Raw genomic sequence first — 15087 nt, 5'->3', positions numbered from 1 at the left:
GCCCACGGGAAACCGGCGGGCGTTTTTGCGTTGTGGGCTTTCAGACAGTGTTGGGGTTATCCGGTGGCGCGATCAAAGATCTGCGTGGCGGCAGGCTGCGATGAGATCGCATTGCCTGGGCTGTCGCATTGCGAAGACCATGAGGCACGTCGCAAGACCAAGCTGAAGGAGCGGCGGCAGGCGGCACAGACCTCGCCGACTGCTTTGGCTGCCCGGCGGTTGTACGCTGATCCGAAATGGAAAGCGGCGCGGCTGGTTCATCTGCGCGCCAACCCGATCTGCAAAGATTGTGATGAATTGGGCGTGGTCGAGGCCGCGACAGACGTGGATCACATCACACCGCACAAGGGCGATCGCAAATTGTTCTGGGACCGCAGGAATTGGCAGAGCCTTTGTCATCGATGCCATAGCCGCAAGACCGCGCGTGAGGTGTTCCACCAATAGGGGGGGTATCTGAAAACTGACGCCCACAGAGATAAACCGGCGGGATAACCTTTTTTTACGCGACCGGGAAATTGGAGAAAAAAACCCACTTTGAAAGGAGGGATGAAGGATGAAGGGACGCAAGCCGGATCTGCAAAATGTCATCCCCATGAAGGGGGATATCCAAAGAGAGATCCCATCCGCGCCAGACTTCTTGGATGACCTCGCCCGCGATGTCTGGGATGAGCTGGTGCCGGAACTGGTGCGCAAGGAACGGATGGAACTGATCTATAAATATCAGTTCGCCAGCTACTGCGCTGGTGTGGCGAATTTCATTACCGCGACCAATACCGTGGCGATGGAAGGCCAATTTTATGAAACAGGCGAGGGGCGCAATGGCAACCAGAAGCGCAAGCATCCTGCGCTGACCCTGCAGGAAACGGCGATGACGGCGATGCGCCGTGACGCTGCCCTGTTCGGATTGTCTCCTGTAGATGAGGCGCGGCTTGGCGCAGGCGGCCAGGGGGATTTGTTCGATCAGGTCATGGCGCAGTTGAATGGAACCGATTGACCACCCCGTCAGCCGCTATGCGCTGGGGGTTGTTGAGGGGGATCTGGTCGCGGGTGATCTGGTGCGGATGGCCTGCGAGCGCCACCTGATGGATCTGGAAACCGGGGCCGATCGCGGTTTGTACTTTGACTGCCAGGCCGCCAGCCGGATCATCAACTGGGGCGGCATGCTGCAGCACACCACGGGGCCAATGGCAGGCCAGCCGCTGAAGCTGGAACCCTGGCAGGAATTTAGGCATGGCTCTGTCTTTGGTTGGAAAAGATTGGACACCGGCCTGCGCCGGTTCCAGTCCACCTATCACCAGGTGGGCAAGAAAAACGGCAAAACCACCGATACGGCGGTGCCGATGCTGTACACGCAGTTGTTTGATGGCGAGGCCGCGCCGCAGGGCTATTGCGCGGCCACCACCAAGAACCAGGCGGGGCTGCTGTTCAAAGAAATGAAGCGGATGATCAAGCGATCGCCGCTGCTGCGTGAATTCATGGATGTCTCGCGCACTGCGATCGAGACTTCCAAAACGGACGGGTTGATTGCCTGCCTGAGCCGGGACGGCGATTCCTCAGATGGGATCAACCCGAGCTTTCTGGCGCGGGATGAAATGCACCGTTGGACCGATCGCGAGCTTGCCGACACGATTGTTGAAAGCATGATCGCACGGGCGCAGCCGATTGATTGGGTGATCACCACGGCGGGTCAGGATCGGGCATCGCTCTGCGGTGAGCTGCGTGACTACGGCGAAAGTGTGCTGCGCGGCGCGGTCGAGGATGATGCCTTCTTTGGCTATATCGCTGAGCCGCCAGCGGATTGCGATCCGGCAGATCCGCAGTTCTGGGCCATGGGCAATCCCAATCTGGGGGTGAGTAAAAAGATAGATGCGATGCAGTCAACGCTGAAAAAGGCGCTGGCGATCGCAGGGCGCATGCCCAACTTCAAGCGCTTCCACCTGAACCTCTGGACCGAAGGGGCCGAGACCTGGATTGCTCGGGATGTCTGGGACCGGGGGATGGCCTGCGCGCCGTTTGAGATTGAAAGCCTCTTTGGCCGCAAGGCCTGGGTCGGGCTGGATCTGTCCAACAAGATTGACACCACGGCGATTGTCATTGCGGTGCCGATGGATGGGCTGATCTACCTAGTCGCCTTCACCTTCCTGCCGGAGGGGCCCAAGGGGTTTATCCAGCGGGCGCAATCGGAAAAGCGGGAATATGTCGGTTGGCGGGATCAGGGCTGGCTGGAGGTCCACAAGGGCGGCACCATTGATGAGGATGAGCTAGCCACCCGGCTGGAATGGATCCGGCAGCACTTTGATCTGCAGGAAGTGGCCTATGACCCCTGGGGCATGAAGTACCTTGCTGACAAGCTGGACAAGCGCCGGTTCCCGATGGTGGAGCACCGGCAGGGCTATCAGTCGATGTCAAACCCGATGAAGCGGTTTGAAGAGAAAGTCATGGAAAACAAGATCCGCCACGGCGGCAATCCAATGCTGGCCTGGCAGGTTGGCAATGTTCACCGGGATGAGGACGCCTCGGAGAATGTGAAGCCGAACAAAAAGAAATCATCGGGCCGGATCGATGCGGCGGTGGCCGCGATCATGGCCCTGGGGCGCGCCGAGGCGGGCGAACAGAAACGCAAAGCACGGGAAGTCGAGGTGGTATGAGGTTCTTTGGATGGGATATTGCGCGCGGTTCTGATGAGACTGTTGTGCAGCGGGTCGAGCCGCCGGTTATGTCTGCCGAGGCCGCCAGCTCCGGCACCATGACGCCAGAGCCTTGGCTGTCTGACATTGGTTGGGGCGGATCTGGCGGGCGGCTGGCCAAGCATCTTCCACGCGTCTCGCCACAGCGGGGCGAACAGCATGCCACGGTGTTTGCCTGCTGCAACAATATCGCCGGGGATCTGTCCAAGGTGCCGCTGAAAATCTGGCAGCGCAAAGGTGACGGGCAAGAGGTGCGGGTGCGTGATCATCCGGCTGCCTATCTGCTGAATGTTGAGGCTTCGGATGGTGTGCCGGCCAAGGTGATGCGCCTGGCTCTGATCTACGCCTGGGCGCTGCGCGGCAACAGCTACGCTTACGGCCCGCGCGATGGCGGGGGCGAGTTGGAGCTGATCGAGGTGATCAATCAGGACAGCTGCACAATGCTGCGTTCTGGCCGGTCGCGGTTTTATGATTTTACCGATGGGGCGGATGTGCAGCGACGCGCGGCCAGCCGGTCGATGGTGCATCTGCGCTATTTGGCGCTGGATGGCTGGACGGGGCGCTCGCCTTTGCAGGTTGCCAGCGAAAGCGTTGGGCTGGCCTTTGCCGGGCAAGAGGCGGCGGGCCGGTCTGTCTCTGGTGCCCATGCCAAGGCCTTTCTGAAACTTGGCGAAAGCTATGAGGATGACGAGGCGCGAACACGGAACGCGCGCCGTCTCAAAAACCACATCACCAATCCCAACTCGGACGGCATTCCGGTGCTTGGGCCGGATGACGATATCAAGAGCCTTGATTTGACAGCGGCAGATCAGGAGCTGCTGGCCAGCCGCAAGTTTGACCGCGAGCAGTTGGCCGCGATCTACCGGATGCCGCCGAGCAAATTGCAGATGCTGGAAAACGGCGTGAAGGCCAATGGCGAGCAACAGGCGATCGACTATCTGACAGATTGCCTACTGCACTGGTCGGGGTTGGCAGAGGAAGCGCTGGCGATGTCGGTGCTGACACGGGGGGAGCGCGAGCGCGGATTGTTCCTGCGCCATGACTTCGGGGCGCTGCTGCAGCCCACGATCAAAGACCAGATCGAGGCGGTGACCAAGGCGGTTGGCGGGCCGATCTATACGCCAAATGAGGGGCGTCAAAAGGTTGGTCTGCCGCCCACTGCGGATGGCAACACGATGAACCCAGCGCCCAACATGACCCGCAAGGATGAGGCAAAGCCGAAAGGAAAAGAAGAATGACAGGGACCACAATTGCGGCGCTGGTTGGCGCGGCACCGCTGGCGATTTGCGAGCATGGCTTGCCCATGCTGGCCATGGATCTGCCAACAGGTGAAGCTGTCGCGCCGATCGAGATCACGGCTCTGGGCGGCGAAGCGATCCAGTTTGAACGCGGCCAGCGGTTTACCGTGCATCGCGGCGTTGCCTTTGTGCCGGTGCGGGGCGTGTTGACGCCAAATTCTGCCATGCTGGAGCGCTACCTTGGCTGGGCCACCTATCACGGGTTGGCTGAAACCATGGCAGCAGTCACGGCCAGCGATGAGGTGCAGGCCACGGTGATGCTGTTTGATACGCCTGGTGGCTCTGTCGTGGGCATTCAGGCGGCGGTGCAGGCGGTTCGCGCAGCAGCACAGATCAAGCCGGTGCATGGTCTGGTGCATCCGCTGGCGGCCTCGGCGGGGTATTGGATCGCCAGCCAGTGCGGTGATTTGAGCGTGACGCCGGGATCTTGGGTGGGATCGGTTGGCACCATGGCCACCAGTGTTCAGCCGATGCAGCCGGGGGGCAGTGGCGATCAGGTCTTTATTCAGACCTCGGCCCATGCCGGGGCCAAGCGTCCAGACCCTTCAACGGATGAGGGCAAGCAGCTTACGCAGGTACGCCTTGATACAATGGAAGGCGAATTTCTTGCGGCGGTGGCTGAGGGGCGCGGGATTGCTGTTGGCGATGTTCCGGGCCGGATGAGCCGCACGGACAATGCCGCCGATGGTGGCGATGTGTTCTGGGGGGCGGATGCAATCAGCCGCGGACTGGTTGATGCAGAAGAAACCCTGCCTGATTTTCTGGCGCGCATTGGTGGGCTTTATGCGCCCAAGCCACGGGTGAAAACGCGTGCTGCCACGGCCCTGGCTGCAGCGGCCCAGGCGCAGGCCTCCCTTTAGAAAAACGAAACCCACCGGCATCTTTGCCTGTGTTCACCTCGCGCATTTGCGGCGGGGCCAATTGGGCTGCGCATATGCAGCCTTTCCATGACTGAAAAGGAATACAACATGGATATCAATGATCTGCGCCGCATGCTGAAAGCAGCGGCTGAAACCATGGGAACCACGGCGCAGGCGCTGGATGATTTGGAAGCCAGTGGCAGTGCCGAGGCCAGCGCGATCGAGGCAGCGACCGCTGCCTTTGATGCGGCCAAGGCGGAATTTGAAGGCCTGAAGGTGCGGGTTGCGCGGGCAGAGGACGTCGAAGCCGCCAAAGCCAGCACGGCTGGATCTGAGCTGAACCCTGGCGGCTCTCGCGGTGGCTCCCCTCTGCCGGGGCAGGTTGCCAAGGCTGATGACAAGGGGGCCGATACTGGCCTGATGGTGGCGGCGCTGGCCAATGCCAAGGGCAACAAGGATCAGGCTGTCACGTTCCTTGAGGCCGAGGGGCACAGCGGTATTGCTGCCACCCTGTCGGGGGCCAGCGATGGCGCAGGGGGGATCCTGATCCCTCGGGCGCAAAGCACTGTTTTGATTAACTTGCTGACCCCGCGCGTTGTGGTGCGCAAGCTGGGCGCGCGGGTGCAGGACATGCCTGCGGGTAAGCTTCGGATGGGGCGTGTCGCCTCGGCCCCCACGGCGGGCTACATCGGGGAAAACGCTCCGATTGTTGAAAGTGAACCCAGCTTTGACAAGGTGGATCAGGATTTCAAAACTCTGACCGCGCTGGTGCCGATCGGCAATGCGCTGTTGTCGCATTCCAGCGCCAGCGTTGGGGCCACGGTGCGGGATCTGCTCCTGGACTATATGGCGCTGCGCGAAGATCTGGCGTTCATTCGCGGAGATGGCACCGGCGAAACCCCCAAGGGTCTGCGCAACTGGTGCCTGCCTGCCAATGTGCGCCTGGCCGTGGCCAATACCCCCGCGGTGGTTGAGGCCAATCTGCGCTGGATGGTGAGCGTGGTGGAAGATGCCAATGTGGCCATGCAGCAGCCTGGCTGGATCATGCGCGGCGCGACAAAGCATTTCCTGGCCAGTCTGCGCGATCCCTCTGGTGCCAAAATGTATCCCTCGATCGAGGCCAGCAATACGCTGCATGGCTATCCGATCGAGACTACCTCGCAGGTACCGAACAATCTGGGCACCGGGAACGATACCGAGATCACCTTTGCGGATTTTGCCGAAATCATGATTGGCGATGATCAGGAAATCCGGGTGGCGTCTTCGACCGAGGCCTCCTTTGTCGATACCGGCGGCAATACGATCTCGGCCTTCCAACGGGATCTGACGCTGATGCGGGCTGTGTCGCGCCATGATCTGGCGCCTGCACATGATGAGGCGATCTCGGTGCTGACAGGCACCGGTTGGGGCCTCTAAGGCGCGGCTAGCGCAGCAAAAACGGGGCGACCATGAGGTCGCCCTTTTCTATTCCTGAAAATTATGAGGTGTGAAATGACACGCGTTTTGGTGCAATTCCTGATCGGGTATTCCCGGTATAACAAAGGCGAAACCGCTGGTTTTGATAAGGCGAAGGCAGAGCAACTCTGTAGCGGCAAGGCCCCGGTCGCGCGACTGGTTGGCCCGGTGAAGCGGGCAAGCGAACAGGCCGCAACAGATGTCGATCTGTTGGAGCGTGACCGTCAGGAACTGGACCAGGCCAATGCAAACCTGGCAGACCAGCTGGCAGATCTTGACCAGCGCGAGCAGGATTTGGCGGTCCGCGAGGCGGCTCTTGCTGAGCGCGAGCTGGAGCTTCAGGCCGCGCGCGTCACCTCGGTGAAACAAGCCTCTGAGGCGGGGCTTTCAAAAGAACCTGCGGCGCAGGCCGTGGCCGACCCTGAGCCTAAAGACAAAGCGCCCGGCGCGCCGCCCAAGCAGGGCGCAAAAGCTTAAGGGGCGCGGGATATGCGGGTGATTGAGCAGGGTGCCATTGCAGCGGGGGTTGATTTGGAAGACTTCAAACGGTCGATCCATTTTCTGTCTGATGATGTCGCGGATGATGCCGCGCCGCTTCTGGCGCTGCAATCTGCAGAGGCGGCTGTTGCCACTGCAACCGGTCGCCCGCTGACCGCGCGCCGGGTTGAATTTGTGGTCACGCGGGGCGGCTGGCGGCGCTGGTGGTTTCCGGTGTTGCCAGTGCAGGGGCTGGTGGGCCTAGCATTGGATGACGGTGCAGGCGGTTGGGTCGATCAACCTTTGGACGGTGCCTGGGTGCAACAGGCTCATGATGAACCCCAGCTTGTTCTGGGCGATGACTGGTCAGGGCGCGCTGGCAGTGGGGATTTGTTGCGGGTGCAGGCTGATGTGGGCGGTGCAGATCAGACCACCAAGGCCCGGTTACGCCAGGCGGTCATTCTGCTGGCCAAGGAATGGCTTGAGGCCGGGATCTCGATTGAGAATGAAGACGCGCCGCGCATGTCTTTCGGGGTGCATCGACTGATGAAGCAGGCGCGCTACCGGCGTCCCTGCGAGGTGGCCTGATATGAAAGGGCGATTGGATCGGCGGGTTCAGTTCCTCGCGGAGGGGTTAGTGGATGATGGGCTGCGGCGCGAAAGCGGGTTTCAACCCATTGGTCAAAAGGTCTGGGCCGCCAAAGATGATGTCGGCGCGGATGAGATATTCCGTGCCGGTCAGGATGCGGCGCGGCTGGCCGTGCGCTTCAGAGTACAAAAATCAGCCTTCACCTCTTCGATCACGGCGGCGCACCGGCTGGACTGTGGCGGGCAGGAGTTTGAAATCCTTGGCATTCGCGAGGTGCCTGGCCGTCGCCGCATTTTTGAAATCACCGCAGTTGCGAAGGTGCAGCCATGAGCATGGAAATGCAGCTGGAAGGGTTCAGCGAATTGGAAGATGCGCTGGATGATCTGAGCAAATCAGCGGGCCGGGGTGTGTTACGCCGGTCCCTGATGAAGGCGGCAGAGCCAATGGCGGATCTGATGCGGAGCCGTGCGCCACACGGTCAGGGCGATCTGGAAGAGAGTATTGCGGTCAGCAGCAAGCTGTCAAAACGGCAGGCTGCAGAGCATCGCGCGATGTTTCGTGATCAGCGGGCTGCGGTGGAAATGTTTGTGGGTGCTGGTGCCTTGCCGCAGGCGCATCAGTCTGAATTTGGCAATGAGCATCAGGCCCCACAGCCCTTTGCGCGGCCAGCCTGGGATCAGGATCAGCAGGCGCTGCTGGATCGGCTTGGCGGTCATCTGTGGGCGGAATTTGAAAAGTCACTGGCGCGGGCGCAGCGCAAGGCCGCGAAAGGATAAGTCATGCAGGTTGCACTTAGATCGATGCTGCGCGCGGTGCCTGCGGTGGCCGCGCTTTGTGGGGAGCGGGTGGATTGGGGCAAACGGCCTGCGAAAGATCCCTATCCGGGCATTTGCCTGCATCTGATTGGTGATCGCGAAGGCCAGACCTTGCGCGGCCCGGATGGGCTGTCACAGGGGCGGGTGCAGGTTGATTGCTACGCTGAGACCTACACTGGCGCTGCCGAACTGGCAGCGGCGGTCCGCCATGCCCTGGCGGGCTATCGGCAAGGCGGCTTTCGGGGGGTGTTCCTCGAAAGCCAGCGCGACAACACAGAACGCGGATCAAATGAGCCTGATCGGGCCGCCCGCGTTTCAATGGATTTTTTGGTGAACTGGAGAGAAAGCAATGCCTGAGGTAGATGCAGATATCGGATATAATTCCACGTTTGGAATGGCGGAAGTCAAGGCGGGGCCGTTTCCGGCAATCGCCGGGGTGGTCAGTATTACCCCGCCAAGCAAGTCGCGGGATGCAGTGGATAAGACCCACCTTAAAAGCCCCGATCGCTACAAGGAATTTATGGCTGGCATGAAGGATGGCAGCGAGGCCAAGATCGGCCTGAACTTTGCGCCATCGGTTGCGGCCACGCTGGATGCAGCGTTTGAGGCAGGGACCAAATGGTGCCAGATCACCTTCCCAGATGTGACCACAACGCTCACCTTCAATGCGGTGATCACCGGGTTGGAATTTGGCGAGCTGACCAATGACAAGATGTCGGCAACGCTGACGGTGAAGCCCAGCGGCAAGCCAGTTCTGGCGGTGGTATAATGGCCAATCGTTTCATGGGTGAGACCACTGCCCAGGCAGATGGCAACAACTGGACCCTGCGCTGCGACTTTAACGCGATGGCCGCGTTTGAAGAGGCCACCGGCAAGGATGCCATGACGGCTTTTGAGGCGGCTGAACAGGGCGATGTCTCTGTGCTGGATCTGCGGCACCTGGTGCGCGCCTGTCTGCTGCGCCATCATCCTGACGCCACATTGTGCGATGCGGGCGATGTGCTGAGCCATGACATAGGTGTGGTGGAGCGGCTGATTGCGGCATCCATGCCAACTGCAGGTGAGGCCGCAGAGTTGGGAAACGGTCAGGCGCTGGCGGCCCCGGAGACCAAGCCGGGATAAGCTACATGAAAATGTTGGAGGCCTATGTGGCCGCTGGGTTCCCGGATCCGGCGGCCTTCTGGTCTCTGACACCTCGGCTGTATCTGTCCCTGATGAAGGGGGCTGCGCAGCGGTTGGAGCGCGAGCACAAGGATCGCGCCTGGCAGGTCTGGCATGTCGCGGCGCTGAGCCGAATGGATGCGCTGCCGAGTTTCTCTGAATTTGCGGGCGCTGGCCCTGTTGAACCTCAATCGCCTGAGACCCTGCAGGCGATGTGCGAAACCCTGGCGGTATCCTGGGGGGCAAAGGAAAGCTGATGGGACAATCTGTTATTGGTGCGCTGCGGGTCAATCTGGGGCTGAACAGCGCCAAGTTTGAACGCGGGGCAAAGCGGGTGAAATCACCGCTGGCCCAGATGAAGAAACAATTCCTCGCGGTGGCGGCGGTTGCTGCGGCTGCCGGGGGTGCGATCTCGGCCATGGCTTTGGCGGGGGCGCGGGATCTGGACAGGGCGGCAAAGTCTGCCCGGCGCCTGGGTGCGTCGATCGGCGGTTTCCGGGCTTTGGAACTAGCGGCGGGCGAGGCGGGCGTAAGTCTGTCGAGCATGACCAATGACATCCAGACCGTTGACCGCGAGATTGCCTCGATCGGGAAATCCGGCAATGCGAAGCGGGCATTGGACGCGCTGGGGATTTCGGCGCAGCAGCTGTCGGGCGCTGATGCTGATGAAAAGCTGGCGCTTATTGCCGATCGGGTCAAAGCGCTGGGGCTGAGCACTGGCGAGACCAGCTCAATCCTGCGCGACCTTGGTGTGCGGAATCGGGAAATGGTTCTGCTGATGCTGAACGGCGGTGATGTGATCCGCTCGGCGCGGCGCGACATCGAGGACTATGGCCTTGCGGTCAGCTCTGTTGATGCGGGTCAAATCGAGCAGGCCAATGATCGCATCGCGCGGCTGGGTCTGGTGACGCAATACCTGGGTCAGCGGCTGGCGCTGGAGGTGGTGCCAGCCCTTGGGCAGATGGCTCTGGGGATAACCAACAGTCTGCGCGCAGGTGGGGCGCTGCGGGGGGGGCTGGACGGGCTGGCCTCGAATGTGCAGCGGCTGACCACTTATCTTGCGGTGGCGGTCACTGGCTTTGGGGTGCGCTATGTGGCGGCCCTGGTTGCGGCAAAAGTGGCCACAGCAACCTTGGCAGGGTCGATGGTGTTTTTGCGCGGGGCGTTGATCCGCACGGGCATTGGGGCCTTGATCGTGGGGGCAGGGGAATTGGTCTATCAGTTCTCGCGGATGGTCTCTGGTGCCGGTGGTTTTGGCGAGGCGCTTAAACTTCTGAAGGATGTTGCTTCAGAGCTATGGGATCGCATGTCCCTTGGGGCCTCCTCTCTTGGCGCTTCCCTTGGTGCAACTTGGGACGGCATTTCCGGTGGTTTTTTGACGATGCTGCAGGTGTTGCAGAATAAATGGGCTTCATTTCTGCGGGGGCTGGCGGAGACCGTCAAAGAACTGCCGGGATTTACGCCTGTATATGAAGGCCTTGTGGGTGCGACACTGAAGGCCCGGTATGCATCCATGGATTCAGGGGATGCTGCTGAAGGGTATTTTGGTTCTGCTGCGTCGGCGCAGGCCCGTGCTGATGCTTTAGCTCAGGCTGCAAAGCGGCCTCTGTCCAGTATGGAAGCATTGCGCGCTGCGATCCGGGCCAACAATGAGGAAACAGAAGACGGCACCACGGCAGCCGATCGTCTAGGCGACGCCCTTGGTAATCTCGGCGGCGGCGCAACTGGTGGGGTGCGTAAGGCGAAAGATGAAACGGAAAAGCTTTCCGAGGGCCTGCAGTCTGTGAAATCCTCGGCCAAGTCTGCCTTTGCGGGGCTGGTGACGGGTGCCAAGAGCGCTAAGGAAGCTTTGGGCGAAATGCTGTCCAGCCTGGCGACAGCGCTGGCGAATAGCGCATTCAATTCCCTGTTCGGAAATGCCTTTGATGGGCTTTCAGGCGTTCTTGGCTTTGCCAATGGCACCCTGTCTGCGCCGGGTGGTTTGGCATTGGTGGGGGAGCGGGGGCCGGAACTGGTCAACCTGCCGCGCGGTGCGCAGGTGAATACTGCGCAGGCCACCAGGTCGATGCTGGGGGCGGCGCAGAACTCTTTGCATGTCAGTGTTGGTGTTGATGACAGTGGGTATCTGGTGCCCTTGATTCAGAGCGTCAGCGGCAATGTCTCGGCACAGCATGTGGCGGCGGGCATGGCGATGCAGGATCGTAAAACCTCCAGCAATCTGGCAACTCATTTGGCGAGGAAAGGCTGATGCAGCGCCCTATTGTGACCCTGCCTGCGGGCTTTCTCAAATTCTTGCAGGTTGATTGGGATATCGACTGGCGCGGCCAGGGGCTGGGGGAAAACACCGGCGGCGGCTCTGCGGTGGTGTTCAACCGGTTCCCGCGCTGGGTTGGCGCGCCATCGGTGTTTCTGGAGGGCGCGGCGCTGGCGCAGTGGCGCGGGATCCGGGCGACGGCACAGGGGCGGGTGGGCGTCTATCGGCTGCCCATGGTGGACCCGATCGGGTTTGACGCGGGGGCGGATATGGATCTGCCTTTTGCGGATGGATCCAGCTTTGCCTCTGGAACGGGGTTTGCGGCTGAACCTCTGGGCTTTGCGGCGCAGGCGGCAGAGGCCGGGGCAGAGCAAATCCGAATAGAGGCAGAGGCTGCGCCGCGTGTTGGTCAGATCATGAGCCATGAGCTTTGGCCCTTCGTGGTTACCTGGGTGCAGCAGGCCTCGGCAGGTGTCTTTGATCTGGGTATCCAGATGCCCCTGCGCGGTGCCATGGCGGCGGGTGATCCTGTTCTGCTGACGGGCATGGGCCTGTTTGAAGCGATCGAGGATGGGATGGGGCGGCCCAGCTATGGGGTCACGCGCTCTGCCCAGATCAAACTGAATTTTCGTGAGGTTCTGAACAGATGAGTTTTTTTCCTGAAGGCTATGATCCCCAGGGAGAGATCCTTGGGGCGCTGGACCTGTGCGAGATCGAAACACCGGATGGGCCAATGCGTTTTATGATTGGTGCCGATGGCGTGTTTACCGATGTGAACGGCCATAAATGGTATGGCACCCAGCTCGCCAGTGTCGGCTCTTTGGAGAGCGCGCTGGAGGGCCGTGCCCCTGAAGGGTCGATCACGCTCTCCTACTTTCAGGATCCTGATGCCGATGACCTGATCGCGCAGGTGAAGGCGCTGGGGGTGGAGTATATCCAGGGCCGTGCCATTCGGTTCTACTTCCAGCCCATCGGCAGCATGGCGGAACTGTACAAGCCAAAGCACCCGCCGCTGCAGTGGATGCAGCGCATCATGCGCAGCCTGCGGTTCTCGGCCAGCGGGGCGCAGGATCGATCGATCTCGCTGGGCTTTGAGGCCTGGACCGAAAAACGCCGCGCGGCGCGCCGGATCGTGATGAACACCGAAGGCCATGCCAAGCTGATTGGCGAGGCAAACCCCTCATTGAAATTTATGCCCACCAGCGCTTTTGAAGAAGAGAAACTGTTCGGATGACACCACTATATCGGGAACTGCACCGCTGGAATGTGACCCCCTTCATCTGGGGAGAAATGGATTGCGTCTTGTCCGTCGCAGATTGGGTCGAGCAGGTCACCGGCAAAGATCCGGCGGCGCGCTTGCGCGGTGTCTATGACAGTCGCGGATCCTGCCAGCGCGAAACCGGGTTTCTGCGCAATCCTGTGGAAACGGTCGAGGCCTGTCTGGCCACCATCGGCGGGCTGCCCCGTGTCGAGGAACCGGCCCCCGGTGATGTCGGCATCATCATGGCCCATGATGCCAAGGGGCGTCTGTCGCCCTGTGGCGGGCTATGGCTCGGGGAGGCCTGGGGGTTCAAGACGCGGCGCGAAGATCATGGGGGGCGGGGTGCGATCACCATCAAGCCGATCCTGATCCCATCGGTGCTGGCAATCTGGGGGGTGGGTTATGAAGCGTAGTCTGCTGTTCGCCGCGCTGATGGGCTGCACCATGTTGACGCCCCGGCCTGCCGAGGCGGGGCCGGTTGTTGCCTTCGTCGCCGGGGCAGTTGGGGTGGCTGGTGGGACCGCATTGGCCACCACGGCGGCCTATTTGGCGGGTGCGGGATTTGCCGCCACTGTCGTGGGGGGCTTTATCGTCAAGACGGTTGTGGCGATTGGCCTATCAGCCCTGGCGGCGCGGCTTGCGCCCAAGCCAACATCGCCGCCCCCCAGTATCCTAATGGCCAATTTTGCCCAGCCGGTCAGCTATGCGGAATGGGTCTATGGCCGCACTCGCAAGGGGGGCTTTCTGGGCTTCACCGGCTTTGCTGATGGTACTCGGTACTATGTGCCAATTCTCGCGGCGCATCCGATCGAGGGCGTGGTGCAGCACTGGCTGGATGAGCGTGTGGTGACGCTGACCGCGCAGGCGGATCGTCTGTATAGTAATATCGCAGAGGCACCAATCGCAGGCTATGGGCGCATCAATGTCTTTGATGGCGCACCAGGTCAGCAGGTGCATCTGTCGTTTAATAACCGGTTTGCAGAAGTCACCGATGAGTTTGACTTCAAGGGGCTGTCGGGCGCGGTGATCTGGGCCACGCGCCCGCCGCAATCGTCTTTTACGCATATCTATCCTGAAAGCCGTCAATGGGCCTATGCGCCGGTGCTGGATGGCAAGAATGATCTGTTCGACCCACGCGACAACAGTCGCGGGTTCAGCGCCAATGCGGCGTTGGTGCTGGCGGATTGGATTGTCGAGATCCTCGGCCGTGATGTTGACTGGGATGAAGTCGCGGATGAGGCGGATGCTTGCGATGCGCAGGTCCTGAATGCCGAGGGGTATTTGCAGAACCGCTGGGAGCTGAATGGCACCCTGTCGGATGAACAGGATTTTGAGGGTCAGCGGGTGGCGCTGGCGGCGGCTTGCGATGCGTTTTTGTATGAGCGCACCGATGGCAGGGTTGGCTTTACGGTCGGGCGCTGGATAGAGCCGGATCTGGTGCTGGGGCCGGATGACTTTTTGTCATTGGAACTGGCCAGCGGTGAGTTTGGCGCTGATGCCCCGGATGAGGTGGCCGGCGTCTACATCGAGCCGGAAAACGGCTGGCGGGAAACCCCATCCGGGGCCTGGGTTGAAAGGGATGTGGCCAAACCAGTTCGCGATGAGCCGCAGCTATTCATGGTAAACAGCCACAACCAGATCGCCCGGCTGAACAAGCGGCTTGCCCGCACCAAGCGGGCGCGGTTCCAGCTCACCGCTACCATTGGCTTTCGCGGCTATGAGATCCTTGGGGGCCGAACAGGCGGGCGTGGTGGTGGCCGGGCGCATCGGTTTGTACGTGTCGTCCATCCTGAGCATCAGATTGATGAAGTCTTTGAGGTGGGCGAGCTGGCGCGCGAGGCATCGGGGGTGTTCTCGCTGACCGCCAATTCGGTCAGTCCAGAGGATTTTGCATTCGATGCCGCGACTGAAGAGCCTGCGCGCCCGGTTTATGACAGGGTCCAGGGGGATAGCGGCATTCCGGTGCCAACTGGTCTGGCCGTCACGGCTTCGGGGGGTGGCGATGTCACGGTGCAATGGGATGCACAGAGCGAGGCTTACCAGCAGGATCTTCGCTACCAGCTTAGTGATGGGTCATCCTCTTGGACCGTTCGGGGGCTGGTGTTTGCGGGTGTGTCCACACCGCTCGGCGGTTTTACCGTCGGGGAGGAATACGAGATGCAGATCCGCAACCGCAGCGCAGGCCTTGGGATATCAGACTGGTCAGCCTCTGAAATATTCACAGCTTAAA

At 61.0% G+C, this 15087-nt stretch carries 19 protein-coding genes; all 19 read left to right on the top strand.

Annotated elements, in window-relative coordinates:
* Nucleotides 1-63: 63 nt before the first annotated feature.
* Nucleotides 64-444: an HNH endonuclease gene (locus tag LRK71_RS14355; RefSeq protein ID WP_232404510.1), complete on the top strand. Its 381-nt coding sequence runs from the start codon at nucleotides 64-66 to the stop codon at nucleotides 442-444.
* A 109-nt stretch (nucleotides 445-553) separates the two neighbouring features.
* On the top strand, nucleotides 554-994 hold the full coding sequence (locus LRK71_RS14350; protein ID WP_232404509.1) for a phage terminase small subunit P27 family: 441 nt from the start codon (nucleotides 554-556) through the stop codon (nucleotides 992-994).
* Nucleotides 981-2648, top strand: coding sequence for a terminase large subunit (locus tag LRK71_RS14345; RefSeq protein WP_232404508.1), 1668 nt, complete (start codon nucleotides 981-983; stop codon nucleotides 2646-2648). Before LRK71_RS14350 ends, LRK71_RS14345 begins: the two co-directional genes overlap by 14 nt.
* Entirely contained in the window at nucleotides 2645-3925 is a 1281-nt protein-coding gene (locus LRK71_RS14340) for a phage portal protein (protein WP_232404507.1), read from the top strand. The genes LRK71_RS14345 and LRK71_RS14340 overlap by 4 nt, the downstream gene beginning before the upstream one ends.
* The gene (locus LRK71_RS14335) at nucleotides 3922-4845 is read left to right on the top strand and encodes a S49 family peptidase (protein WP_232404506.1); all 924 of its coding nucleotides are present in this window, start codon (nucleotides 3922-3924) and stop codon (nucleotides 4843-4845) included. Before LRK71_RS14340 ends, LRK71_RS14335 begins: the two co-directional genes overlap by 4 nt.
* A gap of 87 nt (nucleotides 4846-4932) precedes the next feature.
* Nucleotides 4933-6261 (top strand): phage major capsid protein, encoded by a 1329-nt coding sequence (locus LRK71_RS14330; RefSeq protein WP_232404505.1) that lies wholly within the window; start codon nucleotides 4933-4935, stop codon nucleotides 6259-6261.
* A gap of 75 nt (nucleotides 6262-6336) precedes the next feature.
* Nucleotides 6337-6777 (top strand): hypothetical protein, encoded by a 441-nt coding sequence (locus tag LRK71_RS14325; protein ID WP_232404504.1) that lies wholly within the window; start codon nucleotides 6337-6339, stop codon nucleotides 6775-6777.
* 12 nt (nucleotides 6778-6789) lie between these two features.
* Nucleotides 6790-7365: a head-tail connector protein gene (locus LRK71_RS14320; RefSeq protein ID WP_232404503.1), complete on the top strand. Its 576-nt coding sequence runs from the start codon at nucleotides 6790-6792 to the stop codon at nucleotides 7363-7365.
* A 1-nt stretch (nucleotide 7366) separates the two neighbouring features.
* Nucleotides 7367-7696: a head-tail adaptor protein gene (locus tag LRK71_RS14315; RefSeq protein WP_232404502.1), complete on the top strand. Its 330-nt coding sequence runs from the start codon at nucleotides 7367-7369 to the stop codon at nucleotides 7694-7696.
* Nucleotides 7693-8142, top strand: coding sequence for an HK97-gp10 family putative phage morphogenesis protein (locus LRK71_RS14310; RefSeq protein ID WP_232404501.1), 450 nt, complete (start codon nucleotides 7693-7695; stop codon nucleotides 8140-8142). The genes LRK71_RS14315 and LRK71_RS14310 overlap by 4 nt, the downstream gene beginning before the upstream one ends.
* Nucleotides 8143-8145: 3 nt before the next feature.
* Complete coding sequence (locus tag LRK71_RS14305) at nucleotides 8146-8538, top strand: DUF3168 domain-containing protein (protein ID WP_232404500.1); 393 nt, start codon at nucleotides 8146-8148, stop codon at nucleotides 8536-8538.
* Nucleotides 8531-8950: a phage tail tube protein gene (locus LRK71_RS14300; RefSeq protein WP_232404499.1), complete on the top strand. Its 420-nt coding sequence runs from the start codon at nucleotides 8531-8533 to the stop codon at nucleotides 8948-8950. Before LRK71_RS14305 ends, LRK71_RS14300 begins: the two co-directional genes overlap by 8 nt.
* A complete protein-coding gene (locus tag LRK71_RS14295; protein WP_232404498.1) occupies nucleotides 8950-9303 on the top strand; it encodes a GTA-gp10 family protein in 354 nt (117 codons plus the stop codon). The genes LRK71_RS14300 and LRK71_RS14295 overlap by 1 nt, the downstream gene beginning before the upstream one ends.
* 5 nt (nucleotides 9304-9308) lie before the next feature.
* Nucleotides 9309-9599 (top strand): hypothetical protein, encoded by a 291-nt coding sequence (locus LRK71_RS14290; RefSeq protein ID WP_232404497.1) that lies wholly within the window; start codon nucleotides 9309-9311, stop codon nucleotides 9597-9599.
* A complete protein-coding gene (locus LRK71_RS14285; RefSeq protein ID WP_232404496.1) occupies nucleotides 9599-11590 on the top strand; it encodes a hypothetical protein in 1992 nt (663 codons plus the stop codon). The genes LRK71_RS14290 and LRK71_RS14285 overlap by 1 nt, the downstream gene beginning before the upstream one ends.
* Entirely contained in the window at nucleotides 11590-12246 is a 657-nt protein-coding gene (locus LRK71_RS14280) for a hypothetical protein (protein WP_232404495.1), read from the top strand. Before LRK71_RS14285 ends, LRK71_RS14280 begins: the two co-directional genes overlap by 1 nt.
* A complete protein-coding gene (locus LRK71_RS14275; RefSeq protein ID WP_232404494.1) occupies nucleotides 12243-12830 on the top strand; it encodes a hypothetical protein in 588 nt (195 codons plus the stop codon). The genes LRK71_RS14280 and LRK71_RS14275 overlap by 4 nt, the downstream gene beginning before the upstream one ends.
* The gene (locus tag LRK71_RS14270) at nucleotides 12827-13270 is read left to right on the top strand and encodes a DUF6950 family protein (protein ID WP_232404493.1); all 444 of its coding nucleotides are present in this window, start codon (nucleotides 12827-12829) and stop codon (nucleotides 13268-13270) included. The genes LRK71_RS14275 and LRK71_RS14270 overlap by 4 nt, the downstream gene beginning before the upstream one ends.
* Nucleotides 13260-15086: a fibronectin type III domain-containing protein gene (locus tag LRK71_RS14265; protein WP_232404492.1), complete on the top strand. Its 1827-nt coding sequence runs from the start codon at nucleotides 13260-13262 to the stop codon at nucleotides 15084-15086. The genes LRK71_RS14270 and LRK71_RS14265 overlap by 11 nt, the downstream gene beginning before the upstream one ends.
* The last annotated feature ends 1 nt before the right edge of the window (nucleotide 15087 follow it).

It is taken from the genome of Pseudophaeobacter flagellatus, assembly GCF_021228235.1.
Taxonomy (GTDB): Bacteria; Pseudomonadota; Alphaproteobacteria; order Rhodobacterales; family Rhodobacteraceae; genus Pseudophaeobacter; species Pseudophaeobacter flagellatus.
This window is presented reverse-complemented; position numbering and strand designations above follow the sequence as displayed.